We start from the raw sequence: 22,761 nt of genomic DNA, 5'->3' as shown, positions 1-22,761 counted from the left end.
TGGTGGCTGCGCCGGATCCTGAGCCGTTTTCGTGATCATTTAGATCACATGCGAGTCAGTATAACGCAATTCCTGAACTTGTGTAGACGAGTTTGTGCGCGACTATTCGAGCGTCGGCTCGGCCGCTTCCGGCGCGTCCGCGGCAGCCGGTTTCGAGCGGGCGGCGAAGCGCCGGCGCAGACTGTCGACCAGGCGCGGCGCGGGCGGGATGTCGACATTCCGCACGGTCCGCGCGCGGCGGCGCAGCAGCAGGAAGGCGCCCGACAGCGCCAGCAGCACTGCCGCCCCGGCGCCGATCCAGCCCCAGGGCGCACCGGCCTCCGGCTCGGGCGGCGCCTTCGGCTTGTGCGGCACCAGCGGCTTGATGGCGCTGATGGGTTTTGGCTTGGGCGGCTCGTGGGCGGGCTCGGCAGCCGGGGCCAGCGGGGATGCCTGGGTCGCCTGGGCCGCCTGGGTCGCCTGGGCCGCCGGGCCAGGCGCGGGAGCAGGCACGCCCGGCGCTGCGCCCAGGGCCGTCTGCAGCGATTTGACTTTCCATTCCAGCACGCCGATCTGCGCCTTGAGCGCGGCGTTCTTGCCGTCGAGGGCGGCGCAGACCTTGGCCTGCTCGGCCTGCAGCGCGCAGGCCGCCGGCGCGCCGGCTTGTGGCGCGCGGATGGGCAGGGGCCGGGGCGCAGGCGCGGCCCTGGTGGTGTGCGGTTCCGCGTGGACAGCCTCGGCCTTGCGTTCCGCGGGCGGCCGCGGCGCCGGTACGACGATGGCCTTGGGTGGCGGCACGGGCGCTGCGGCCTGGACAGGCGCCGGTGGCGGCTCGGCCTGCGTCACCAGGGGCGGCGCCGGGACAGGCGCCGGCGCCGGATTCGGATCCGGCGTCAGCCACAGGGTTGCCAGGCGTACCGTCCGCTGGCCCTTGTCGATGAGTTCCAGGTACAGGTGCAGGTGGTCGGCGTCGACCGGCCGCAGCGAGGTCACGTGCAGGAACTGGCGGCCGTCGCGCTGCATCACCGACAGGTTCGCGCCCGCCAGCGCCGGCGGCACGGCGATGCCGGCGCCATTGTAGACCTCGCGGCTGGCCACGCGCGCGGACACCCTGCTTGCCGGGTCGTCGATCATCACCAGCTCGATGTCGGCCACGAGCGGCTGCCCGATGTGGGACGCCACCCGCGCCTCGCCCAGTTCGGCGGCATGGACGGCGCCAAGGGCACTGGAAAGGAGCAGCATGGACAGCAGATGGCGGGAGGAGCGGAGCATAAGCGTGAGGAATTCGAAGCCTGAACGTCATTAACGGCCATTGCGGTACACTCTTTAGAAGAGCACCTAACAAAAGCCCCATGGCTGCGTTGCACCGTCTCGCCGTAGCAGCGTACTGTCTTCGACAGTACGCCTTGCCCTGGAACTTTTGTTAGCCGCTCTTTGATGTTTCCCTACTAACAAAAAGTCAGGACTGTCTATGGAAAACAGGATCGAGAAGGACAGCTTCGGCCCGATCGACGTGCCGAGTGCCCAGTTGTGGGGCGCGCAGACCCAGCGCTCGCTGCATCACTTCCACATTTCGACCGAGAAGATGGCGCCGGAGCTGGTTGCCGCGCTGGCCCAGGTGAAGCGCGCCGCCGCCGCCGTCAACCGCTCGCTCGGCAAGCTGCCGCAGGACAAGGCCGACGCCATCATGCGCGCCGCCGACGAGGTGCTGGAGGGACGGCATCCCGGCGAATTCCCGCTGTCGGTCTGGCAGACCGGTTCCGGCACGCAAAGCAATATGAACATGAACGAGGTGCTGGCCAACCGCGGTTCCGAGCTGATGGGCGGCGAGCGCGGCGAAGGCCGCCTGCTGCACCCGAACGACCACGTCAACATGGGCCAGTCCTCGAACGACATGTTCCCGACCGCGATGCACGTGGCGGCCGCCATCGCCGTCGCCAAGGACGTGCTGCCGGCGCTGGCCAAGTTGCGCGGCACGCTGGAGCTGAAGTCGCGCGATTTCGCCGGCATCGTCAAGATCGGCCGCACCCACCTGCAGGACGCGACCCCGCTGACGCTCGGCCAGGAATTCTCCGGCTATGTCGCCCAGCTCGAATTCGCCGAGCAGGCGCTCAAGGCCGCCCTGCCCGGCCTGCTGCTGCTGGCGGCCGGCGGCACCGCGGTCGGCACCGGCCTGAATGCGCACCCGGAATTCGCGAACCGGATCGCGGCCGAGATTTCCTCACGTACCGGACTGCAGTTCAAGAGTGCGCCGAACAAGTTCATGGCCCTGGCCGGCCACGACGCCATGGTGCTGGCGCACGGCGTCTTCAAGACCCTGGCGACGGCCCTGATGAAGATCGCCAACGATGTGCGCTGGATGGCCTCCGGCCCGCGCTCCGGCCTCGGCGAGATCACCATTCCCGAGAACGAGCCGGGCAGCTCGATCATGCCGGGCAAGGTCAATCCGACCCAGTGCGAGGCGATGACGATGCTGTGCTGCCAGGTGTTCGGCAACGACGTCGCCCTCACCGTCGGCGGCTCGCAGGGCAATTTCGAGCTGAACGTGTTCAAGCCGATGATTGCCCATAACTTCCTGCAGAGCGCGCGCCTGCTGGCCGACGGTATGCGTTCCTTCGACGAGCACTGCGCCCGGGGCATCGAGCCGAACCGCAAGCGCATCGGCGAGCTGATGGAACAGTCGCTGATGCTGGTGACCGCCCTGGCCCCGCATATCGGGTATGATCGCGCCGCGCAGATCGCCAAGACTGCCCAGCACGAAGGCTTGACCCTGCGCCAGGCGGCGCTGCAGTCCGGCTTCGTCAACGAGGAACAATTCGACCAGTGGATCGTGCCGATCGAAATGACGCGGCCGGATCCGGGCTGAGACCAGGCAGTACCCGTCGTCCCCGCGCAGGCGGGGATCCAAGTTTGCCGGCGCCGACGTGACGCATGCAGCACTTGGGTCCCCGCCTGCGCGGGGACGACGCTTTAGGGCGGGGGCGACGCTTTAGGGCGGGGCGACACATTCAGGGAGCGGGCTCAACAGTACGCCGCCCATTTTTAACCGAGGATAGAATGCAAACAACAACTTTTGAACTGACATCGGAGTTCATCGAACTCAACCAACTGCTCAAGCTCGTCGGCTTTGTCGACAGCGGCGGCGCCGGCAAGATCATGGTCGCCAGCGGTGCGGTGTCGGTCGACGGCAAGAAGGAACTGCGCAAGACTGCGAAGATCCGTGCCGGCCAGGTCGTGAGCGTGGGCGATGTGCGGATCAATGTCCGCTAAAAAAGTTCCTGCCAGCTCATGAATAAACGGCGCGTCCTGCTGGGCGCGCCTGCCGGGCGCACCGGATTAGCCGTCCCCGGCTGTAGGGGTGACGTTTGCGCGCAGACAAACTTGGGCAGTCCTCCTTCTCTATATTGAAGACGTACTACGGCTAAAGGTGAGGAAGATGGATACCCCAGACCCAAGCTCCGTGACGCAGCAGCGGCTCATCGGCGACCTGCGTCTCGTTATCGAAAACGCGGAAGAACTGCTCAAGAACACCGACCATTACACCGGTGTGGTGTACCAGAGTGCACGCGCCAAGCTGGCCATGGCGCTGAATGCGGCCAATGAAGAACTGGCCCGTTTCGAGGAGGAACAACTATCCCGGATGATCGAAGCGACCCGGGCCGCCAACGAACTGCACCACGACCAGACCGGCGAAGAACGCCTCCTGCGCGCCTTCCGCTATCACTGAGGGGTCCGCGCCGGCCCTGCCTCATGCTGCAGGCGGGCCGGTGTCCTCGACTATTCCCGTCACCACGCCACGCTTCAGCCAGTCGTCCAGCCAGGCCGCGATCGGCGCCTCCTCATCCACGTCGAAAGCCGCATCGAAGGCGGCGCCGAAACCTTCTCCCTGCCCCAGCCGCAGCAGCGCCGCGTATTCCGCCGGGCCGATCTCGCGCACGCTCGCCTGCCAGCGCGCACGCAGCACCAGGGCGTGACTATCCTGCCGCATCGCCGGCGGCGCCGCCGGCCCGTCCGGCTGGCGCGACAGCCACAGCGCCGCCACGGCCCAGCCTGAGGCCAGCAGGCGCAGCGAAGGATGCAGGACGGCGCGGCTGGCCTCGAACTGCTGCGGGCTCAGGCGGGCCAGCACGGCCAGCAGGCCGCCGTCCAGCGATGCCGGCGCATCGGGTGCATACCAGGCAGTGTGGACAGCCCATTCGAGCCGCGCGAGATCCGGCAGCCATGGGCGCCCGGCCTCGTCCGGGAGGAAGTCCGCGAAGCCGTCGCCGAAGCGGTTCAGGTCCGGATCCCGGGCCGGATGGGCGCGTCCGTAGGCGCGCGCCAGCGCATCGAACAGGCTGTCGCCCAGCAGAGCGCGCAGCACCGGATACGCCGACGCCAGCGCGCGCCGCGAGGCGCTCGCGAGGTTGCCGCGGTAGATGCCAAGGCGGCCGGCATCGCCCCTGAGCCCGGGCGCCAGCAGCGCATCCCGGGCGGGGTCCGCCAGGGCCGCGCCGAAAGCCTGCTGAAGCTCGTCCAGCGCGCGGGTGTCCAGCGGCTGCAAGGCCGGCATGGCAGCCGGCGGCGCCGGCATGCCAACCGGCGCCACTGCCGCCGCGATGCCTTGCGCTTCCCTCGCCTCGCCCAGCAGCACATCGAGCGCCGGCACATCGGTATCCCACTCGACCAGCGCCGGCACCGCGCCGAAGCGCACCAGCGCCTCGCGGTACAGCGCCCACACGGGCGGTGCGATGCGGTCGCCGTGGTGGTCGATGACGGCAAGATCGGTGACGAGATGGCCGCCCAGGTGCAGCTCGCCGACCGTCCCCGGCGGCAGGCCCGCCAGCGCGTCGAGGGCTGCGATCGCATCCTCGCCGTGGTTGCATTGGTTGACGTAGAGATTGTTGACGTCGAGCAGGATGCCGCAGCCGGTGCGGCGCGCCAGCGCGGCCAGGAATTCGGCTTCGCTCATGGCGTCGCTGGCAAAGCGCAGGTAAGTGGAGACGTTTTCGACCAGGATGCGGCGCTTCAGCACGTCCTGCACCCGCTCGACGCGGGCCGCGACCAGGCCGAGGCTGGCCGCGTCCAGCTGTAGCGGCAGCAGGTCGCTCAGCTGGCGGTCGCGCAGCGCACCCCAGCTCAGGTGCTCGGACACGAGCGCCGGTTCGATCGCCGCGGCCAGCTCGCGCACGCGCGCCAGGTGCGCCTCCGAAAAGCCGTGGACCGAGCCCAGGCCCAGGCCGACGCCGTGCAGGCTGAGCGGATAGTCGCGCCGCAGCGATGTCAGCACATGCCAGTCCCAGCCCGAACGGGCCAGGTAATTTTCGGTGTGGACTTCAAGCCAGCCGAGCGCGGGGCGCTGCTCCAGCAGCTGGCGGTAGTGGGGTACGCGCAGGCCGATGCCGACGCCTTGCACCGGATATGCCGGATGCGCCTGCGCCACGGTCTTACTTGCCCTGTTTGGCCTGCTGGGTCTGCCGAGTCTGCCGAGCCTGCTTGTCCTGCTGCTGCTGCTGCTGCTGCCGCGCGTCCAGCTTGCCGCCGGCTTTTTCGCAGCTGCCTTTGGCAACATTGCGCCATTCGGCCGGGTCGTTGTCGACCGCAGCCTGGCCGGCGCAGCCGTGGGTGGCGGTGCCGCAATCGTTCTGGCCGGCTTTCGCCACGCCATAGCATTTTTCCTGCTCGCCCTTGGCTTGCATGTCCATCTGGCCATGGGCCGATGCATTTGCGGCGCACACGCTCGCGAGCGCGGCGGCAACGAGTGCCTGTCGTTTATTCATTGGTGGGATCTCCTTCGAAATGCGTACGCCGGCGGGGACGGCCTTGTGCGGCTGCGCGTGGCAGCGATGGTGGCGGCAAGAGCGGGTCTTTTGTATGGGCCTGCCCTCGCGCCGGGTACGTGGACTTGATAACGCGCCGCACAGCGATTCTGTTGACGTGCTCGCCAGTTTTTTTGACGGCGCCCTGGCCGGGCGGGTGTCAGGCGGTGGTGTTGACGTTCTTGCCCAGGTGCGCCGGCAGGTTCTGGGCCGGCGGCACCGCGTCCAGCAGCTGGGTGGCGGTTGCGGCCTGGAGGTCCTGTGCCTTCTTGAGCATGGCGATGCCGACGTCTTGCCGGATTCCGGTGTCGGCGATGCTGGTGGCGAGTTTGGCAATTCCCATGACGTCCATGACGATCTCCTGTGTGAGGGCCTGATGCGGCTTATCCCGTTTTAACGGCAAGCCTGGCCGGAACTTGAGGACGTGTCCGCCAGGCGACGCTTGATCCACCGCAAAACCGCCGCCGGCTCGTTCAGGTCGAGCCAGGCCAGGCCGGCAGCCAGGCCGGGCGGTGTGGAAACGCTGGAGGCCACCGCGGCCACGTAGGCATCGTCCGGATACAAGGGCGCGCGCCCGAGTTCCGGACGGAACACTTCGAGCTTGGGAATCGCCGCCCATTTATAGCCCTCGACCAGGGTCAGGTCCGCCGGCGCCAGGCGCGCCAGGTGCTCCTCGAGCGTCGGCTCCGGCGCGCCGCGCAGCTCGTGCTGGATCGCGAAGCGGTAGGGAGAGGCGATCAAGACCTCGCCCGCGCCGGCCGTGCGCAGGCGCGCGCTGTCCTTGTGGGGCGGTTCGAGCACGATGTCGTGGTGACTGTGCTTGATGATGTTGACGCGCAGTCCGTCCGCCGCGAGCTGGCCGACCAGGTATTCCAGCAGCGTGGTCTTGCCGCTGCCGGACCAGCCGATCACGCCCAGCACCTGGCCCTGCGCCGGCCTGCGCACCGCGCCGCCCGCGTCAGTAGGCGACACGATAGCGCACCCCGCGGTAATTCATCACGGCCGCCTTCGGCAGCAGCTTTTCCAGGAACAGTCCGGGCGCGACCTCCTCGCCTTCGTGGCGCAGCGCCTTGTCGATCAGCAGCAGGCGGTCGGCCGGGTTGGCCGAATACATATAGCCGCCGAAGCTGACGCGCGGCACTTCGCGCTGGACCGCGTCCGGCAGTTGCTGCAGGAAAGGCAGGCTGTCTTCCGGGGCCGGAGCAGCCACCGGCGCGCGCGCCGCCGCGGGCGCTGCCGGCATTGCCGGTGCGGTGGCCGGCGCACGCGGCGGCGCGGCGGAAGCGAGGGCATCGGCCCCTGCCCTGCCAGTTGCGGCGGCTGCGGGATGCGCGGGCGCGCCGGCCACCTGGGCAGGATGCGGTGCTGGCGGCGGCGGGGCTGGCGGCGCGCTCACTTCCAGCGTCGTCGACGCGGCGCCTGCGGCGCCCGGCGAGGTGGCGCCCGGCGAGGTGGCGCGCGCCGGCGACGCGGGCACCCCGGCCGGACCGGCGGCCGGCGCGGCCGGTACGAGCGCCGCATTGGCCGGCTGCGCGCTTGCCGGCGCGGCCGGCGACGGCCCGCGCTGCCACACGAACAACGCGCCGGCCGCGACCACCAGTGCGCCCGCGCCCAGGCCGATCAGCAGCGGCTTGCGGCTGGCGGCGACGCCCGGTGCGGCTGCCTGCGCCGGCTGCGGCGCGTGGATGGTGGGCGCGTTGCCCAGCTGGCGTTCGGCCTGCGCTTTCTTGAGGGCTTCGAGGATGTATGACATTTATTTTCCCGTCCCGTTGGCGGCGAGCAGGCGCGGTTCGTCGACCCCGCTCAGCTGGTTCAGGCGCATGTAGGTGCGCGGTCCGGCCACGCCGTCCGCCTTCAGGTTCTGGTTCGACTGGAAGGCGCGCAGCAGGCGGCGCGTGGCGTCGTCGAGCGGCTGTGCGATGGGCGGCGCCTCCCGCTTGTTCAATTCCGCCAGGCGGCCGGCGATCCAGTCGACGTCCGCGCCGGTGTCGCCGGGATGGACTTCCTCGCGGAAGGCGCGCGGCACCTTCCACAGGGTCGTGTATTCGCCGTCGAAGCGGGCCGCCAGCGCGCCCAGGCTGACCTTCTGGCGCTGGCCGTTGACGCTCAGCGTCGCGCTGTTCTCGTCGACCGCGGTGAGCACCGCGTAGCCGAGCTTCTGGCCGTCGTGCAGGGCGACGATGGCCGGACGGTCGAGCAGGCGCAGTTCGTACAGGCCGCCACGGCCCTGGTAGCAGCGCAAATTAAGCTTCGGCGCACCCTGGCAGGGTTCCTGGGTCGGCAACTGCTGCCCCCACAGCGTGCCGAGCTCGCGCAGGGCTTCGGTCTGGGTTGCCAGCAGCAGGGGTTTGGCGGGCGCCGCTGCGGGCGCGGCCGGCTTCGATGGCGCAGCCGCCGGCTGCGTACGGGGGCCGGCGGCGGTCACCGCGACGGCAGGCCCTGGCGCCGATGCATGCGGCACCACCTGCCAGGCCGCGGCGCTGATCGCGGCCCCGGCCAGCACGCCGCCCGCCACCAGCGGCCAGCGCAGCGGCGCCGCGGCGCGTCCGCCTGGCGCCGGTCCCTCGCCGGCGAACACTTCCTGGGCCGCGCGGCGCAGGATCTTCGGCGTCACCTCGCGGCTGTTCTCGACATAGGCGCCGAGCAGCGCGCGGTCGCACAGCAGGTTGATGCGGCGCGGTACCCCGTTCGTGAGACGGTGGATCAGCGGCGCCAGCGAACCCGGGATCGGGTTGCCCGGATGCGCGCCCGCCACCGTCAGGCGGTGCGCGACGTAGGCGCCGGTCTCGGATGCGGACAGTGGGCCCAGGTGGTAGCGCGCGATCACGCGCTGGGCCAGCTGCTCCAGCTCGGGCTGGGCCAGCATGGCGCGCAGCTCGGGCTGGCCGATCAGGATGATCTGCAGCAGCTTGCGCTCGCTGGTCTCCAGGTTGGTCAGCAGGCGCAGCTGCTCCAGCACCTGGGGCGACAGGTTCTGCGCCTCGTCGATCACCAGCACGTTGTTGTTGCCCTGGGCGTGGCTGTCCAGCAGATAGCCGTTGATGGCGTCGACATAGCCCTTGACGCCCAGCGTGCCGGCGGAGGCAGGCGGCAGCTTGACGCGGAATTCGTCGCAGATCGTCAGCAGCAGTTCCTCGACGGTCAGCTTGGGATTGAAGATATAGGCCAGGCGGCAGTTGTCGGGGACCTGTTCGATGAAGCAGCGGCACACGGTGGTCTTGCCGGCGCCGATCTCGCCGGTCAGCAGCACGAAGCCGCCGCCGCTGCCGATCCCGTACAGCAGGTGGGCCAGCGCCTCGCGGTGGCGCTCGCTCATGAAGAGGTAGCGCGGGTCGGGCGCGATCGAGAACGGCTGTTGCTTCAGGTTGAAGTAATCGGTGTACATACCAAGAGATACCCTAGCGGCGCTGCGGCGGCGGTTTGAACTTCGCGCAGTATATTTTGCTTTTGCTATTGTAGTAGGCGATCGTGCTGCCGGGTGCGGATATGCGCAATGGATAGGGCGAGGCGTCGGCCGCCGGGTAGCGCACCCCCACCGCACTGCGGATCGACTGCTCGAGCTGGTCCGGCGGCACCTCGGCCACCGCGGCCAGGAACACGAGTTCACTGGTGTCGTCGCTGACCATCACCTCGGTGACGGGCGCGCCCCACAGCGTGGCCTCGCCGGTGCGGAACCAGAACGCCCCGCCCTCGTGCTTGTAGGGCGCGCCGAAATGGGTCGACAGCCAGGAATGGAAGTACTTGTTGTCGATCTGGTCGCGGCACAGCAGCGCGCTGCCGATCACGGCGCCGAAGGTGGAGGGCTGCTTGTCCTGGGCCTGGGCGCAGGCCGCGCCGCAGGCGGATGCCAGGATCAGCGCCGGCAGCCAGGCGCGCAATGGCGCGCGCCTGCGCGGCGCCGTCACAGCTTCGACAGCCATGCGCGGTTGGCGGCGATCTTCGCCTTCACCGACGCCGGCAGCGCGTCGTAGCAGCCGGGATGCTGCTTGAGGGCGTGCTCGCGCACTTCCTTTTCCATGCCGTTGACGATGAATACATAAACGGCGGCACCTTCCGCATTCTTGCGAGTGCCCAGATAGCGAATCACGATTTTTCTCCTTGCACGAGCCGTCCATTATGACATTTTCAGGCCGGCGTGCTGCCGATCTCGCGGACGGCATCGCCATTGCGCTCCAGCCACATCTGCAGGAGGGCGCGATTGTCGTGCTGCCAGGGGTGGAAGCGCGGCGACAGGTAGTCCAGGCCGGGCTTCAAGAGATGCCAGGCCAGGCCCCTGCGTCCGAACCAGGCGCGCGCCGCGCCGGCCCAGGTGCGCCCGCGCCAGAGCGCGCGGTCGCGCCGCAGGTTGTGGATGGTCTGGCGGCCGCTGTCCCAGAAAAAGACCAGGCTGACATGCAGGTACCAGAGCACCCGCTTCCAGTAGCCGCCGCCGGCGGCCCGGTAGACGTCGAAGGCGACCGCCTTGTGTTCGGTTTCCTCGGCCGCGTGCCAGGACCACAGGGTGCGCATCTGCGGGTCGGCGCCGTCCAGCCATTCCGGGTGGCGCAGCAGGTAATCGGCCAGCATCGCCGTATAGTGCTCGAAGGCGCAGGTGATGGCCAGGCGGTCGAGCGCCGGCAGCCGCGCGACCAGTTCGATGCGGCCGCGGATCTCCGGCTCCAGCGTGTAGTCGAAACCCTGGCGCGCCAGTTCGGCGTTGTATTGCTGGTGGACGAAGCGGTGGCTGGCTTCCTGGCCGACGAAGTCCTTCACCTCGGCGCTCAGCAGGGGGTCGCGGATCGCTTCCGGCGGCGCCGCGCGCACGCTGTCGATGAACATCTGTTCGCCGAGCGGAAAGCTCATCGACAGCGCGTTCATGAAGGCGGTGCGATACACGTCGCCGTCCAGCCAGTGGCGCGCGAAGCCCCTGGAGAGGTCGACGTTCGGCTTGCGGACGGTCAGCGTGGACATGCTGTCAATATACACCCGCCTCGACCGTTCGCCCCCCGTCTTTTGCACTTGATCCCGCGTTTTCGCATGTCCGTCGGTTTCCGCATGCAGACACGCCGGGCTTGCCCTATCGTTCAGGCTCCATAGCGACAACAACGAGAACAAGGACACCATGAAGACCGCCATCAGGCTCACCGCCCTCGCCGCCGCCCTCGCCTGCGCCACGATCGCCAGCCGCGCCAGCTTCGCCCAGCCGCAACAACAGGCCCAGGGCGCGAATGTCGTCACCGAACAGCGCCAGGTCGGCGCCTTCGACGCGATCGAGCTGGCCGGCCCCTACCACGTCGTGATCGACGCCCAGGCGCGGCAGGCGGTGCAGGTCTCGGGCGAGCGCAAGCAACTCGACGAGCTGGAAGTCGTGGTGCGCGGCAGCACCTTGAGCGTGCGCCCGCGGCAGAGGAACGGCTTCAGCTTCAGCTTCGGCTTCCACTTTCACAAGGAGCGTGAGCTCCCCACCGTCACCATCGGCGCCGCCGGCCTGAAGAGCCTGCGGATGAGCGGCAGCGGCGACGTCGAGCTCGACCAGGCCGGCGGCGAGCGCCTGGCCCTGTCCAGCACCGGTCCCGGCGACCTGCACGCAAGCGGCGCGGTGCGCCAGCTGGCAATCGAAAGCAGCGGCAGCGGCGACCTCGACCTGCGCCGTCTGCAGTCCGCCGACGCCGACGTCAACATGCACGGCCCCGGCGACGTCCGCCTGGCCGCCCTGTCCGGCCAGCTGGCCGCGCAGATGGACGGCTCGGGCGACCTGAGCGCGGACGGCCTGCGCACGGCGCGCGTGACGGTGCGGATGCGCGGCCCCGGCGACCTGAAACTGTCCGGCACCAGCCGCGAACTGAACCTGGAAAGCAGCGGCTCGGGCGACTTCGAAGGCTGCGACCTGCTGGTCGAAGGCGCGCGCAGCGTGCAGCGCGGGCCGGGCAATGCCTGCATTGCCGGGAACCTGCGCAAGTTCGACGCCGAAGTCCACGGCTCCGGCGACCTGAGCGCGCGCGGCCTGCAGACGGCCAGCACGCAGCTGCGCCTGGACGGCCCCGGCAACGCCGACCTGTCCGGCAGCATCGGCGAGCTGACTCTGGAAGTGAACGGTTCGGGCGACCTGAACGGCGGCAGCCTGAAAGTGAACAAGGCCGTCGTGCGCAGCCATGGCCCGGGCGGCGTCAGGCTGCAGAACGTCGCCGACACCCTCGACGCCGAACTGCACGGCTCCGGCGGGTTGCAGGCCAGCATGTCCGGCAAGCGCCTGCTGCTCAAGCTGGACGGCCCCGGCAACGCCCGCATCGACGGCAGCGTGGCCCAGGTGAGCGCCCGCATCAGCGGTTCCGGCAGCCTCGAAGGCCGCCGCCTGAGCGCGGACCAGACCGACATCTCGGTGTACGGACCGGGCAGCGCGGCGGTCAACGTGGTCGGCAAGGACGGCGCCATCGCGCGCGGCCAGCTGTTGCTGGTCGACCGCAGCGGCTCGTACCAGAAAGCAAACTGAAGCAAACTGCGGGCGAAGCAAAATCCTTGTGCTAATGTGATAAGTCATGACAAGAACAAGGATAGCCATGCAGTCACCAAGCACCCGCCTCGCCCTCGCCTGTGCGCTGGCCGTCGCCGGCCTGGCGCACGCCCAGACCGCGCCGGCGCCGGCGCCGGCCCGGCAATATCCCGCCCTGCCTTCGGAGACCCCGGCCGAATTCACGGCCCCTAACGCAGGGTTCAACTACGTCAAGCGCAGCGTGATGATCCCGATGCGCGACGGCACCCGCCTGAACACCGTCATCATCGTGCCGAAAGGCGCGACGAGTGGAGGAAACAAGGCGCCGATCCTGCTGACCCGCACGCCCTACGACGCGGCCAGCCTGACCAGCCACGCCGAGAGCTCGGACCTGGAATCCATCCTGACCGGCTACGACAACGCCGCCGACGTGATCGTCCAGGGCGGCTATATCCGCGTGGTCCAGGACGTGCGCGGCAAGTACGGCTCGGAAGGCGACTACGTGATGAACCGCCCGCTGCACGGCCCGCTGAACCCGACCCCGGTCGACCACTCGACCGACACCTGGGACACCATCGAGTGGCTGGTCAAGAACATCCCCGAGACCAACGGCCGGGTTGGCATCATCGGCATCTCGTATGACGGCTTCCTGCCCCTGATGGCGCTGGTGAACCCGCATCCGGCGCTGAAGGCCGCGGTGCCGATGAACCCGATGGTCGACGGCTGGATGGGCGACGACTGGTTCCACCACGGCGCGTTCCGCCAAATCAATCTCTCCTACATCCTGGAGCAGGTGGTCACGCGCGGGAACACCGCCAAGTGGTACTCCACCAATTACGACGACTACGACATGTACATGCGCGCGGGCTCCGCCGGTGAACTGGGGCGCCAGCGCGGCCTGGAACAGAGCGGCTTCTGGCGCAAGCTGGTGCAGCATCCGGCCTACGACGCCTTCTGGCAGGAACAGGCGATGGACAAGATCCTGGCGAAGCAGCCGGTCACGGTGCCGACCCTGCTGGTGCACAGCCTGTGGGACGCCGAGGACATCTACGGCCCGGTCGCCGTCTACAAGGCGATCAAGCCGAACGACAGGAACAACCTGGTGCACCTGTCGCTGGGCCCCTGGAACCACGGCGGCGCGATCGGCGACGGCAGCTCCCTGGGCGCCCTGAAGTTCGGCAGCGACACCGCCCTGTACTGGCGCCAGGCGGTGCTGCGGCCCTTCCTCGACCGCTACCTGAAGGGCAACGAAGCCACGCCCGACATCCCGACCGTGACGGCGTTTGAAACCGGCACCAACCAGTGGCGCAATCTCGACGCCTGGCCGCGCGCGGCGCGGCCGGTGGCGCTGCGCCTGGCGGCCAATCAGAAAGCCGTGCTGGGCGGCGCCGCGGAGCCGAAGGCCTACGACGAATACGTCTCCGATCCCGCGAAACCGGTGCCCTTCCGCCAGCGCCCGATTCCGCCCTACGGCTACGACGAAGCCAAGGGCCAGAGCTGGCCGCGCTGGATGGTCGACGACCAGCGCGAAGCCTCGGGCCGCACCGACGTCGCGACCTTCGTCTCGGATGTGCTCACCGCCCCGGTCAGGATCAGCGGCGAGCCGGTCGCCAACCTGGTCGCCTCGACCAGCGGCACCGATTCGGACTGGGTGGTGAAGCTGATCGACGTCTACCCTGACCAGGTCGGCAGCCAGCCGGCGATGGGCGGCTACCAGCTGATGATCTCGGGCGACATCTTCCGCGGCCGCTACCGCGAAGGCTACGACAAGCCGAAAGCCCTGGCCGCCAACAAGCCGCTGTCCTACCGCTTCGGCCTGCCGACCGCCAACCACGTCTTCCTGCCGGGCCACCGCATCATGGTGCAGGTGCAGTCGAGCTGGTTCCCGCTGTACGACCGCAATCCGCAGACCTACGTCGAGAACATCTTCTTCGCCAGACCGGAAGACTACAAAAAGGCGACGCAGCGGGTGTACCACAGCAGCTTCGTCGAGCTGCCGGTCGTGGAAACGCCTGCCGCGACGGCGCGCTGAGCATGGCCGGCCCCGCGCGCTACCACGGCAGCTGCCATTGCGGCGCGGTGCGCTTCGAGGCCGACATCGACCTGTCGCAGGGCACGATCCGCTGCAATTGCACGCTCTGCACCAAGCAGCGCAACTGGGCGGCGATCGTGCCGGGCAGCGCGTTCCGCCTGCTGCAGGGCGAAGCCGCGCTGTCCGAGTACCGCTGCAATACGCGCACGGAGCAGCACTTCTTCTGCGCGACCTGCGGCGTGCGCACTTTCGGCAAGGGCGCATCGCCGCGCTGGGGATCCTACGTGGCGGTCAGCGTGGCCTGCCTCGACGACGTGGCGGCGGAGGTGCTGGCGGCCGCGCCGCTCAGTTATCTCGACGGCCGCAACGATAACTGGGGCAATTAGCCGGGACACGCCGCCGGCGGACATCCGTACGCCCTAGCGCAGCGCAATGCTCTTTTCCGTGCCGTTCAGCGCCGGATCCAGGTAGTGGACCTTGCTCCGCACATAGAAGGGCCGCATGTGGACCGGGTCGGTGTAGATCGGTTCGCCCGCCGTGTTCACGGTCGGGCAGATGCCGTTCTTGCAGATGGTGTCGACCGGGTCGATGGGCGTGGCGCCGGTGGCCCGGGCGATCGCCAGCAGGCGCTGGCGCGGTTCCGCGTTGTCGCGGTAGAAGCGCTCGACGCTGAAGGGCTCCATGTCGGTGCGCGGCTTCATCTCGCCGAAGCGCGAGCCGCTGATCATCGAGCGCGGGTCGAACAGGTTGCCGGATGGCGGCTGCAGGATCAGGAACACGCGCTTGCCGGCGCCGGCCAGGCGCGCGATCGACTGCTGCAGCGTGACGTAGGCCGCTTCATGCGCGGATTTCGCGGGGAAGGTCTGCAGCTGGCCGCCGACCGGCATCTGGACGTCGATCTGCCAGTCCGCGAAATAGCCGTACCACGAGGCCGCGATCACGACCGTGTCGACCTCCTTCGCGGCGGCCAGCCGGTAGGCGTCGCCGACCGAGGTGGTGCAGGTCGGATAGCGCAGGCGCGGCAGGCGCACCGCGCCCTCGACCGGCATGCAGCCGCCCTGGGTGGCGAAGATCACCTTCCTGCGGTCGAAGCGGGCCTCGCGCAAGCCTTCCGAGACCAGCGGCGCGTACTGCTCCATCACCGAGTCGCCGATCAGCACCGTGGTGCCGCTGCCATGCCCGATGAGCTGCTGGAACAGCGAACCGTTATAGCGCAGCGGCTTCATCGCCGGATCCGGAAAGCCGAGATCATTCAACGCGGCCATGTAGCGGGCCACGCCGTCGGACTGCATGCGCTCGTGCAGCACGCCGCCCCGGACCATGATGCCGAGCACGCCGAAGCAGGCCATCGCCGTCACCAGGCCCTGGATCGCGCGGCGCTTGTTGGGCGCCTTCTGCACCGGCCGTTCGACCAGGTGGTAAGTCAGGAAGGCCAGCGCCAGCGCCGCCAGCACCAGCGCCGCCTTCATGGCCGGCTGCGGCTTCTCGCCTTCGATGATGTAGCCGAAGGACAGCATCGGCCAGTGCCACAGGTAGAAGGGATAGCTCACCAGGCCGATCTTCACCATCAGCCGGTTGCCGAGCAGGCGGCGGTTGATGAAGGACTCGTTGCCGGCGGCGATCAGGGCGCAGGTCCCCAGTACCGGCAGCAGGGCCCAGGCGCCGGGAAAATCGGCCTGCCCCTTGATCAGGACCGCGCCCAGCACCAGCAGCGCCAGGCCGAGCGCCGATACCAATAAGGGCTTGGGAAGCAGCGGGTTCCGCTTGCTCATCGCATACGCCACCAGGCCGCCGGAAGCCAGTTCCCAGAACCGCGTCACCGGCGAAAAATAGGCTTCGGCCGGATGGTTGAAGGTGGCGTAGAGGCCATACAGGAAGGAGCCGGCCAGGGTCAGCGCCAGGAAGGCCAGGATGCCGAAGCGCACGCGGAAGCACAGCGCCAGCATGATCGGCCAGACCAGGTAGAACTGCTCTTCGACGCCCAGCGACCACAGATGCAGCAGCGGCTTGGTGACGGATTCGTTGTCCCAGTAGCCGGCCTCGCTCCACAGCACCAGATTGGACAGGAAGGCCGCCGCCGCCGCGACGTGCTTGCCGAGCTGGGCGAACTCCTGCTGCAGCAGCACGTACCAGCCGAAGGCCAGCACCGCGAGCACGACGGTGATCAGGGCCGGGAAGATCCGCCGGATCCGGCGTACGTAGAAGCCGCGGATGCTGAACTGGCGCTGCCGCAGGTCCTTCAGGATGATCGAGGTGATCAGGAAACCGGAGATGACGAAGAAGACGTCGACCCCGATGAAGCCGGAGCGCAGCCACTTGGGCCAGGCGTGGAACAGGACCACCAGGCCGACGGCGACGGCGCGCAGGCCGTCGATATCCGGTCGGTAGGCAATCGTGTGTGCGGCGTTTGTCTGGAGAAATCCATTGCTGTCTCGGCGAACATCCATCGACTCACCTCCACTTGACGCATCGTGCCAGTCTTGCTCAACGATTATGATGTGTCAAACAAACTGTCAATTGTGCGCATCAACTTTTTGTAAGCCAGGCGCGACAAAGGCATGACGTGTCTCAGGATTTTTTCAGCGCGTGTAAGATAAATAAGATAACTGTCCCTTGCCACGACCGAACCATGAGCCTGCCTACCTCCACCACCCTGCGCCACGTCGTCCTGTTTGCGTTCAAGGAAAATGCCACCGTCGAACAGATCGACGACATCGTCGCCGCCTTCGGCAGGCTGAAGCACCTGATTCCCGGCATCACCAGCTACGAATGGGGCACCAACGTGAGTCCGGAAGGCCTGAACCAGGGATTCACGCACTGCTTCACGCTGAGCTTCAGCAGCGAAGAAGACCGCAACGCCTACCTGCTGCATGCGGCGCACCAGGCTTTCGTCGACACCCTGGGCGCCTGCCTGGAGCGCTCGCTGGTGCTGGACTACTGGGCGCAGTAATCGATTTCCTTCGATTTTTTCGAAGTCATCATTCCATAAACTGCGCTTTTTTCGAGCACCCGCCTGCCGTATGCTTACGCCCTGGAAACATAACCTCCATGGGGTAAGCAATCATGAAACGCATCTTCCTTTTTCTCGCCACGAACGTGGCAATCATGCTGGTGCTGGGCGTCTCGGCCAGCCTGCTGGGCGTCAACCGCTACCTGAGCGCCAATGGCCTGAACCTGGGCGCCCTGCTCGGCTTCGCGGCCCTGATGGGCTTCGGCGGCGCCTTCATCTCGCTGTGGATGTCGAAGCCGATCGCCAAATGGTCGACCGGCGCGCGCGTGATCCGGCAGCCGTCCAACTCGACCGAGGCCTGGCTGATGAATACCGTCGCCTCGCAGGCGCAGCGCGCCGGCATCGCGATGCCGGAAGTCGCCATCTACGAGGGCGCGCCGAATGCCTTCGCCACCGGCGCGACCAAAAACGCGTCGCTGGTGGCGGTGTCGACCGGCCTGCTGCAATCGATGACGCATGAAGAAGTCGAAGGCGTGCTGGCGCACGAGGTGGCCCACATCGCCAACGGCGACATGGTCACGCTGACCCTGATCCAGGGCGTGGTGAATACCTTCGTGGTGTTCCTGGCGCGCGTGGTCGCCTACTTCGTCGACAGCTTCCTGCGCCGCGACGAACAGGGCAGCGGCCCGGGCATCGCCTTCACCATCACCTCGGTGGTCTGCGACCTGCTGTTCGGCCTGGTGGCCAGCATCATCGTGGCCTGGTTCTCGCGCCAGCGCGAGTTCCGCGCCGACCGCGGCTCGGCCAGCATCCTGGGCAGCCCGCGTCCGATGATCGCGGCCCTGCGCCGCCTCGGCGGCATCGAACAGGGCGAACTGCCGCGGAACATGGCTGCCTCGGGTATCGCCGGCGGTGGTATGCTGTCCCTGTTCAGCACCCACCCGTCCTGCGAAGAGCGTATCGCAGCCCTGCAGCGCGCGTAAGACGGGCTCGATAAGGAGACCAGGAACCACATGCGGTATTCGCCCTTCGCGCAGTCCGCGCTGCCCCTGCTGTTTGCGATCGGACTCGCGTTCGTGCTCCAGCATTTCCTGGGCTCCCTCGCCTGGGCCGGCCTGCTGGCGGTGATCACCTGGCCGCTGCACGAGCGCCTGCTGCGGCGCGGCTGGCCGCGGCCGCTCAGCGCCGCCTTCCTGGTCGCGCTGCTGGTGGGGGCTTTCGCCGGACCGTCGATCCTGCTGTTCAATTCCCTCAGCAGCGAGCTGGCGGGCGTGCAGCACCTGCTGGTCCACCTGAACGCGGAAGGCGTGCCGGTGCCGGCCTGGCTGGAGCGCCTGCCGCTGGTCGCCGAGCCGGCGGCCAAGTGGTGGAACGAGCACCTGGCCCAGCCGGGCGGCATCAGCATCCTGGCGCGCAGCACGGTCGGCGACATCATGCCGCACCTGACCGGCGCGGCGCGCACCTGGGGCTCGAACATCCTGGCGAATGCCCTGTACCTGTTCCTGGCCCTCCTCACCCTGTTCATGCTCTACGTGCACGGCCCGTCCGTCGTGCGCTACGTCGACCGCGCCGGCGAGCGCCTGCTGCCCGCCCACTATCCCACCCTGCGCTGGGTGTTCCCGCTGTCGGTGCGCGGCACCGCGCTGGGCCTGTGCTCGGTCGCCGTCCTCGAAGGCGTGGTGCTCGGCATCGCCTACACGCTGGCGGGAGCGCCGGCGCCGGCCCTGCTGGGCGTGATCACCGGCTACATGGCCCTGGTGCCGGGCGGCGCCCCGCTGTCGTTCACGCTGGTGTCGCTGCTGCTGCTGGGACAAGGCCACTCGGGCGCCGCCCTCGGCCTGTTCAGCTGGGGCGCGATCGAGCTGTTCATGGTCGACAAGTTCATCCGCCCCAAGCTGATCGGCCACCGCGTCAACCTGCCTTTCCTGGCCGTGCTGTTCGGCCTGCTCGGCGGCGTCTCCACCATGGGCGTGATCGGCCTCTTCGTCGGCCCGTTCATGATGGCGATCCTGTTCGGCTGGCTGCGCGCGGGCGAGCATGCGGCGCCCGTCAAGGCGCCGGATTCAGTACCGCACGTTTAGAGCACTCTCAAGCTCTCTCAAGCGCCGCCGGCGCGTCATCCGCGACCGTGCTTCCCGGGCGGCATGGCCGCGGTCGGCAAGTTCATCGGGCAGCGCATGCGCTTTTTCGGCGATCGGGATGGCGATGCCCGCCGCTTCTTCCATGCGGAACCGGCGCGCAAGTCCATGAAGTCGATCAGCGAAAAGATGAACGAAAAGTGAGACATCGACAATACCACTTTCCATACCAGTGACTTTCTTATGGATCAGTCACTTAGCGAACTTTTAGCCACATGCAAGTCGATTCGTCACCGGTACTTTCAAATACCAATTAAATACCTGTTGACAGGCTTATCAGCCGCTCCTATAGTGCCCTGACTTTCCGGTCCGGGCATCAACATGACTGATTCATTGATCGACTATTTCATCGGCGTCGACGGCGGCGGCAGCGGCACCCGCGTGCGTCTCGCGCGCGCCGACGGCGTCCAGATCGCCCAGGGCGCCGGCGGCCCCTCCGGCCTGGGCCTGGGCATCGCCCGCGCCTGGGACGCCGTCCAGCAGGCTGTCGCCGCGGCCTTCGCGGCCTGCGGCGCGCCCCAGGCTCCCCTCGGCCGCATGGCCATCGGCCTCGGCCTGGCGGGCGTGCACAACAAGCAGTGGGCTGCGGAATTCACGGCCGCCAATCCCGGCTATGCCGCGCTCCGGCTGGAAACCGACGGCTTCACGACCCTGATGGGCGCCCACGGCGGCGCGCCCGGCGCCATCGTCGCGATCGGCACCGGCAGCGTCGGCGAAGTGCTGCGCGCGGACGGCAGCCGGCGCGAAGTCGGCGGCTGGGGCTTCCCGGCCGGCGACGAAGCCAGCGGCGGCTGGATCGGCCTGCGCGCCGTCAAGCACATCGAACAGGTGCTGGACGGCCGGCGCGAACGCAGCGCCTTCGCCGATACCATCATCGAGGCCTGCGGCGGCCACCGGGACGCCAGCCGCGACGCGATCCAGGCCTGGCTCGGCCGCGCCACCCAGACCGCCTACGCCAGCCTGGCGCCGCTGGTGCTGCAACATGGGAGCACTGAGGCGGACGATCCGGTGGCGCGCGCCATCCTGCTCGACGCGGGCGACGAAGTTGCCGGCATCGCCCGGGCCCTCGACCCCGACGGCGCACTGCCGCTGGCCCTGTGCGGCGGCCTGGGCGCCGCCCTGCGCGACTTCCTGCCCGCCGGCCTGCTGGCCCGCATCACGCCGCCGCAGGGCGATTCGGCGGCCGGCGCTCTCCAAATGATCGCGCTTCACACTGCAAGGAACCACAGCCAATGAAAGGCAACATCCTCACTCCCGGCGGCTGGATCCGCGGCGCCATCCGCCTCGCGGACTCGGAGCCGAACACCATCGCCGCCATCGACGGCCAGCCCGCCGACCCGTCCGCCAACAGCGACGACTACGTCCTGCCCGGCTTCATCGACCTGCACGTGCACGGCGGCGCCGGACGCGACATGATGGAAGGCGGCGACGCCCCGCACGTGATCGCGGGCCTGCACGCGAAGCATGGCACCACCAGCCTGCTGGCCACCACCATGACCGCCCCCGTCGAGGACATCGAGCGCGCCCTGGACGCCATCGGCGCGGCTTGCCGCAAACGCGGCAAGAACGAAGCCCGCATCCTCGGCGTGCACCTCGAGGGCCCCTACATCAACGCGGGCAAGCTGGGCGCCCAGCCGCCCTTCGCGCGCGAAGCCTCGATGGCGGAAGTGAATCGCTTCAATGCCCAGGCGCCGATGCGCTTGATTACCGTGGCGCCCGAACTCGACGGCCACCTGGCCCTGGTGCGCCAGATGGCCGACGCCGGCATCCGCGTGCAGATCGGCCACACCAACGGCTCCTACGAAGACGGCGTGAAGGCGCTGGAGCACGGCGCGGCCGGCTTCACCCACCTGTTCAACGCCATGCCCGGCCTGCACCACCGCGAACCCGGCATGGCCGGCGCCGCGCTGGCCCACTCGCAGTTCGCCGAGATCATCCCCGACCTGCTGCATGTGCACCCCGGCGCCATCAAGGTCGCGCTGCGCAGCATCCCGCAACTGTTCTGCGTGACCGATTCGACCGCCGCCGCCGGCATGCCGGACGGCCAGTACATGCTGGGGCGCCAGGTGGTCCACAAATGCATGGGCGGCGTGCGCCTGGCGGACGGCACCCTGGCCGGCAGCACGCTGACCATGGACCAGGCGCTGCGCAATCTCGTCTCGATCGGCCTGTCGATCGAAGACGCGTCGCGCCGCGTGTCCACGAATGCCGCCGATTATCTTGGCGAAAGCCGCCGCGGACGCCTGGCGCCCGGCAGCTTTGCCGACCTGGTCGTCCTCGACCGCAACCTATGCATTAAAGCTGTCTATATCGAAGGAGAATTGTGTGAGCTCTGAATCCACCTCGCTGATGCTGGAAGAAGCCAAGTCCGCCGCCCATTGCGTCGCGCTGCAACTGTCGAACGACGTCGAACGCTATGCGGAACTCGGCCGCCAATTGCGCGCGGCCAGCTTCAACAACGTGGTGACGGTGGCGCGCGGCAGCTCGGACCACGCGTCCAGCTACTTCGCCTATCTGACCATGGCGCGCCTCGGCCGCCTGGTGACCTCGCTGCCGATGTCGCTGGTGACCCTGTACAAGTCGCCGCTGCAGACCCGGGACACGCTGGCCGTGTCGATCTCGCAGTCGGGCCAGAGCCCCGACGTGGTCGAGCCGATCCGCTACTTCCGCGACGGCGGCGCCACCACGGTCGCGCTGGTCAACGACGTATCGTCCCCTCTTGCGCAGGCGGCCGAATGGGCGATGCCCCTGCACGCCGGCAAGGAGCAGAGCGTGGCCGCGACCAAGAGCTTCATCACCAGCCTGACCGCCGGCGCACGCCTGGTGGCCGAGTGGCAGGACGAGGGCAAGATGCGCGACGAACTGCGCGACGGCCTGCGCGCCCTGCCCGATGCGCTGCAAGGCGCTGCCGAATGCGACTGGTCGAAGGCGATCGATGTGCTGGCCCCGGCCCGCAACATCATGGTGGTCGGGCGCGGCATCAGCTTTCCGGTGGCGCTGGAAGCGGCCCTGAAATTCAAGGAGACCTCGGCCCTGCAGGCGGAAGCCTTCTCCGGCGCCGAGATCAAGCACGGCCCGATGGCCCTGATCGAGGAAGGCTATCCGCTGCTGATCTTCGCGACCCGCGGCCCGGCCCAGGCCGGCCTGGTGGCGCTGGCCGACGAGATGCGCGGACGCGGCGCACGCGTGCTGCTGGCCGCGCCGCGCGACGTGCCGGGCCGCGACCTCGACCTGCCGACGGCAAGCACGCCCGATCTCGACCCGATCGTCGCGATCCAGGCCTTCTACGTGATGGCCGCGCATCTGTCGAAGGCGCGCGGCCTGAATCCGGACCAGCCGCGCCACCTCAGCAAGGTCACCAGAACAAACTGAGCAAACCGAGCAAACTGAGCGAA

At 68.4% G+C, this 22,761-nt stretch carries 24 protein-coding genes; 13 read left to right on the top strand and 11 right to left on the bottom strand.

Annotated elements, in window-relative coordinates; genetic code table 11:
• Positions 1–102: 102 nt before the first annotated feature.
• Positions 103–1,251 carry a hypothetical protein gene (locus tag AM586_RS22060; protein ID WP_060566722.1) on the bottom strand — a complete coding sequence of 383 codons (1,149 nt, stop codon included), beginning with the start codon at positions 1,249–1,251 and terminating at the stop codon, positions 103–105.
• A gap of 199 nt (positions 1,252–1,450) precedes the next feature.
• Between AM586_RS22060 and fumC the strand changes: the two genes are divergently transcribed.
• From fumC to AM586_RS22045, 3 genes are all read left to right on the top strand, one after another.
• On the top strand, positions 1,451–2,845 hold the full coding sequence (fumC, locus tag AM586_RS22055; RefSeq protein ID WP_047825664.1) for a class II fumarate hydratase: 1,395 nt from the start codon (positions 1,451–1,453) through the stop codon (positions 2,843–2,845).
• Between the two features lie 191 nt (positions 2,846–3,036).
• Positions 3,037–3,249, top strand: a complete 213-nt coding sequence (locus AM586_RS22050) for an RNA-binding S4 domain-containing protein (protein ID WP_047825663.1) — start codon at positions 3,037–3,039, stop codon at positions 3,247–3,249.
• A 166-nt stretch (positions 3,250–3,415) separates the two neighbouring features.
• Positions 3,416–3,706 (top strand): DUF883 domain-containing protein, encoded by a 291-nt coding sequence (locus AM586_RS22045; protein ID WP_047825662.1) that lies wholly within the window; start codon positions 3,416–3,418, stop codon positions 3,704–3,706.
• Between the two features lie 21 nt (positions 3,707–3,727).
• Here AM586_RS22045 and AM586_RS22040 read toward each other — a convergent pair whose 3' ends face one another.
• The 9 genes from AM586_RS22040 to AM586_RS22000 form a co-directional block, all read right to left on the bottom strand.
• Positions 3,728–5,401, bottom strand: a complete 1,674-nt coding sequence (locus AM586_RS22040) for a DUF692 family multinuclear iron-containing protein (protein WP_047825661.1) — start codon at positions 5,399–5,401, stop codon at positions 3,728–3,730.
• Positions 5,402–5,405: 4 nt separating this feature from the next.
• Positions 5,406–5,738 carry a DUF2282 domain-containing protein gene (locus AM586_RS22035; protein WP_047825660.1) on the bottom strand — a complete coding sequence of 111 codons (333 nt, stop codon included), beginning with the start codon at positions 5,736–5,738 and terminating at the stop codon, positions 5,406–5,408.
• Positions 5,739–5,937: 199 nt separating this feature from the next.
• Positions 5,938–6,129, bottom strand: coding sequence for a YjfB family protein (locus AM586_RS22030; protein ID WP_047825659.1), 192 nt, complete (start codon positions 6,127–6,129; stop codon positions 5,938–5,940).
• A 41-nt stretch (positions 6,130–6,170) separates the two neighbouring features.
• Positions 6,171–6,749 (bottom strand): molybdopterin-guanine dinucleotide biosynthesis protein B, encoded by a 579-nt coding sequence (gene mobB / locus AM586_RS22025; RefSeq protein WP_229411196.1) that lies wholly within the window; start codon positions 6,747–6,749, stop codon positions 6,171–6,173.
• Positions 6,736–7,530: a general secretion pathway protein GspB gene (locus AM586_RS22020; RefSeq protein WP_047825658.1), complete on the bottom strand. Its 795-nt coding sequence runs from the start codon at positions 7,528–7,530 to the stop codon at positions 6,736–6,738. Before AM586_RS22020 ends, mobB begins: the two co-directional genes overlap by 14 nt.
• A complete protein-coding gene (locus tag AM586_RS22015) occupies positions 7,531–9,162 on the bottom strand; it encodes an ExeA family protein (RefSeq protein WP_047825657.1) in 1,632 nt (543 codons plus the stop codon).
• Between the two features lie 13 nt (positions 9,163–9,175).
• Positions 9,176–9,697, bottom strand: a complete 522-nt coding sequence (locus AM586_RS22010; protein ID WP_047825656.1) for a hypothetical protein — start codon at positions 9,695–9,697, stop codon at positions 9,176–9,178.
• Positions 9,679–9,864 (bottom strand): hypothetical protein, encoded by a 186-nt coding sequence (locus tag AM586_RS22005; protein ID WP_047825655.1) that lies wholly within the window; start codon positions 9,862–9,864, stop codon positions 9,679–9,681. The genes AM586_RS22010 and AM586_RS22005 overlap by 19 nt, the downstream gene beginning before the upstream one ends.
• Positions 9,865–9,902: 38 nt before the next feature.
• Positions 9,903–10,727 (bottom strand): metal-dependent hydrolase, encoded by an 825-nt coding sequence (locus AM586_RS22000; protein ID WP_047825654.1) that lies wholly within the window; start codon positions 10,725–10,727, stop codon positions 9,903–9,905.
• Positions 10,728–10,878: 151 nt separating this feature from the next.
• On the opposite strand from AM586_RS22000, the gene AM586_RS21995 reads away from it, so the two are divergent.
• The 3 genes from AM586_RS21995 (at position 10,879) to AM586_RS21985 (ending at position 14,664) form a co-directional block, all read left to right on the top strand.
• Entirely contained in the window at positions 10,879–12,246 is a 1,368-nt protein-coding gene (locus AM586_RS21995) for a GIN domain-containing protein (RefSeq protein WP_047825653.1), read from the top strand.
• A 67-nt stretch (positions 12,247–12,313) separates the two neighbouring features.
• Positions 12,314–14,278 carry a CocE/NonD family hydrolase gene (locus AM586_RS21990; protein ID WP_047825652.1) on the top strand — a complete coding sequence of 655 codons (1,965 nt, stop codon included), beginning with the start codon at positions 12,314–12,316 and terminating at the stop codon, positions 14,276–14,278.
• A 2-nt stretch (positions 14,279–14,280) separates the two neighbouring features.
• On the top strand, positions 14,281–14,664 hold the full coding sequence (locus AM586_RS21985; protein WP_047825651.1) for a GFA family protein: 384 nt from the start codon (positions 14,281–14,283) through the stop codon (positions 14,662–14,664).
• Between the two features lie 33 nt (positions 14,665–14,697).
• Here the strand turns inward: AM586_RS21985 and AM586_RS21980 are convergent, their stop codons facing one another.
• Positions 14,698–16,725, bottom strand: a complete 2,028-nt coding sequence (locus AM586_RS21980; protein WP_047825650.1) for an acyltransferase family protein — start codon at positions 16,723–16,725, stop codon at positions 14,698–14,700.
• Positions 16,726–16,907: 182 nt separating this feature from the next.
• Here AM586_RS21980 and AM586_RS21975 point away from each other — a divergent pair, with 182 nt between their 5' ends.
• The 7 genes from AM586_RS21975 to AM586_RS21950 all read left to right on the top strand — a co-directional run bounded on the left by AM586_RS21975 (position 16,908) and on the right by AM586_RS21950 (position 22,738).
• Positions 16,908–17,228, top strand: coding sequence for a Dabb family protein (locus AM586_RS21975; RefSeq protein WP_082439443.1), 321 nt, complete (start codon positions 16,908–16,910; stop codon positions 17,226–17,228).
• A gap of 113 nt (positions 17,229–17,341) precedes the next feature.
• On the top strand, positions 17,342–18,211 hold the full coding sequence (gene htpX / locus AM586_RS21970) for a protease HtpX (protein WP_047825649.1): 870 nt from the start codon (positions 17,342–17,344) through the stop codon (positions 18,209–18,211).
• Positions 18,212–18,241: 30 nt separating this feature from the next.
• On the top strand, positions 18,242–19,309 hold the full coding sequence (locus AM586_RS21965) for an AI-2E family transporter (protein WP_047825648.1): 1,068 nt from the start codon (positions 18,242–18,244) through the stop codon (positions 19,307–19,309).
• A gap of 63 nt (positions 19,310–19,372) precedes the next feature.
• Positions 19,373–19,510 carry a hypothetical protein gene (locus tag AM586_RS28310; protein WP_156328230.1) on the top strand — a complete coding sequence of 46 codons (138 nt, stop codon included), beginning with the start codon at positions 19,373–19,375 and terminating at the stop codon, positions 19,508–19,510.
• A 177-nt stretch (positions 19,511–19,687) separates the two neighbouring features.
• Positions 19,688–20,602: a BadF/BadG/BcrA/BcrD ATPase family protein gene (locus tag AM586_RS21960; RefSeq protein WP_047825647.1), complete on the top strand. Its 915-nt coding sequence runs from the start codon at positions 19,688–19,690 to the stop codon at positions 20,600–20,602.
• Complete coding sequence (gene nagA, locus AM586_RS21955) at positions 20,599–21,702, top strand: N-acetylglucosamine-6-phosphate deacetylase (RefSeq protein WP_047825646.1); 1,104 nt, start codon at positions 20,599–20,601, stop codon at positions 21,700–21,702. Before AM586_RS21960 ends, nagA begins: the two co-directional genes overlap by 4 nt.
• A 13-nt stretch (positions 21,703–21,715) precedes the next feature.
• Positions 21,716–22,738, top strand: coding sequence for an SIS domain-containing protein (locus AM586_RS21950; RefSeq protein ID WP_197416468.1), 1,023 nt, complete (start codon positions 21,716–21,718; stop codon positions 22,736–22,738).
• The last annotated feature ends 23 nt before the right edge of the window (positions 22,739–22,761 follow it).

This window comes from Massilia sp. WG5 (genome assembly GCF_001412595.2).
Classification (GTDB): domain Bacteria; phylum Pseudomonadota; class Gammaproteobacteria; order Burkholderiales; family Burkholderiaceae_D; genus Telluria.
The sequence above is the reverse complement of the archived record's forward strand: the minus strand, read 5'-3'. Positions and strand labels throughout refer to the sequence as shown.

Bases quoted from the DNA above. Each gene is read 5' to 3' on its own strand.
- AM586_RS22060 (WP_060566722.1), bottom strand. From the start codon at position 1,251: ATGCTCCGCTCCTCCCGCCATCTGCTGTCCATGCTGCTCCTTTCCAGT.
- fumC (WP_047825664.1), top strand. From the start codon at position 1,451: ATGGAAAACAGGATCGAGAAGGACAGCTTCGGCCCGATCGACGTGCCG.
- AM586_RS22050 (WP_047825663.1), top strand. From the start codon at position 3,037: ATGCAAACAACAACTTTTGAACTGACATCGGAGTTCATCGAACTCAAC.
- AM586_RS22045 (WP_047825662.1), top strand. From the start codon at position 3,416: ATGGATACCCCAGACCCAAGCTCCGTGACGCAGCAGCGGCTCATCGGC.
- AM586_RS22035 (WP_047825660.1), bottom strand. From the start codon at position 5,738: ATGAATAAACGACAGGCACTCGTTGCCGCCGCGCTCGCGAGCGTGTGC.
- AM586_RS22030 (WP_047825659.1), bottom strand. From the start codon at position 6,129: ATGGACGTCATGGGAATTGCCAAACTCGCCACCAGCATCGCCGACACC.
- AM586_RS22020 (WP_047825658.1), bottom strand. From the start codon at position 7,530: ATGTCATACATCCTCGAAGCCCTCAAGAAAGCGCAGGCCGAACGCCAG.
- AM586_RS22015 (WP_047825657.1), bottom strand. From the start codon at position 9,162: ATGTACACCGATTACTTCAACCTGAAGCAACAGCCGTTCTCGATCGCG.
- AM586_RS22010 (WP_047825656.1), bottom strand. From the start codon at position 9,697: ATGGCTGTCGAAGCTGTGACGGCGCCGCGCAGGCGCGCGCCATTGCGC.
- AM586_RS22000 (WP_047825654.1), bottom strand. From the start codon at position 10,727: ATGTCCACGCTGACCGTCCGCAAGCCGAACGTCGACCTCTCCAGGGGC.
- AM586_RS21995 (WP_047825653.1), top strand. From the start codon at position 10,879: ATGAAGACCGCCATCAGGCTCACCGCCCTCGCCGCCGCCCTCGCCTGC.
- AM586_RS21990 (WP_047825652.1), top strand. From the start codon at position 12,314: ATGCAGTCACCAAGCACCCGCCTCGCCCTCGCCTGTGCGCTGGCCGTC.
- AM586_RS21985 (WP_047825651.1), top strand. From the start codon at position 14,281: ATGGCCGGCCCCGCGCGCTACCACGGCAGCTGCCATTGCGGCGCGGTG.
- AM586_RS21980 (WP_047825650.1), bottom strand. From the start codon at position 16,725: ATGGATGTTCGCCGAGACAGCAATGGATTTCTCCAGACAAACGCCGCA.
- AM586_RS21975 (WP_082439443.1), top strand. From the start codon at position 16,908: ATGAGCCTGCCTACCTCCACCACCCTGCGCCACGTCGTCCTGTTTGCG.
- htpX (WP_047825649.1), top strand. From the start codon at position 17,342: ATGAAACGCATCTTCCTTTTTCTCGCCACGAACGTGGCAATCATGCTG.
- AM586_RS21965 (WP_047825648.1), top strand. From the start codon at position 18,242: ATGCGGTATTCGCCCTTCGCGCAGTCCGCGCTGCCCCTGCTGTTTGCG.
- AM586_RS28310 (WP_156328230.1), top strand. From the start codon at position 19,373: ATGGCCGCGGTCGGCAAGTTCATCGGGCAGCGCATGCGCTTTTTCGGC.
- AM586_RS21960 (WP_047825647.1), top strand. From the start codon at position 19,688: ATGACTGATTCATTGATCGACTATTTCATCGGCGTCGACGGCGGCGGC.
- nagA (WP_047825646.1), top strand. From the start codon at position 20,599: ATGAAAGGCAACATCCTCACTCCCGGCGGCTGGATCCGCGGCGCCATC.
- AM586_RS21950 (WP_197416468.1), top strand. From the start codon at position 21,716: ATGCTGGAAGAAGCCAAGTCCGCCGCCCATTGCGTCGCGCTGCAACTG.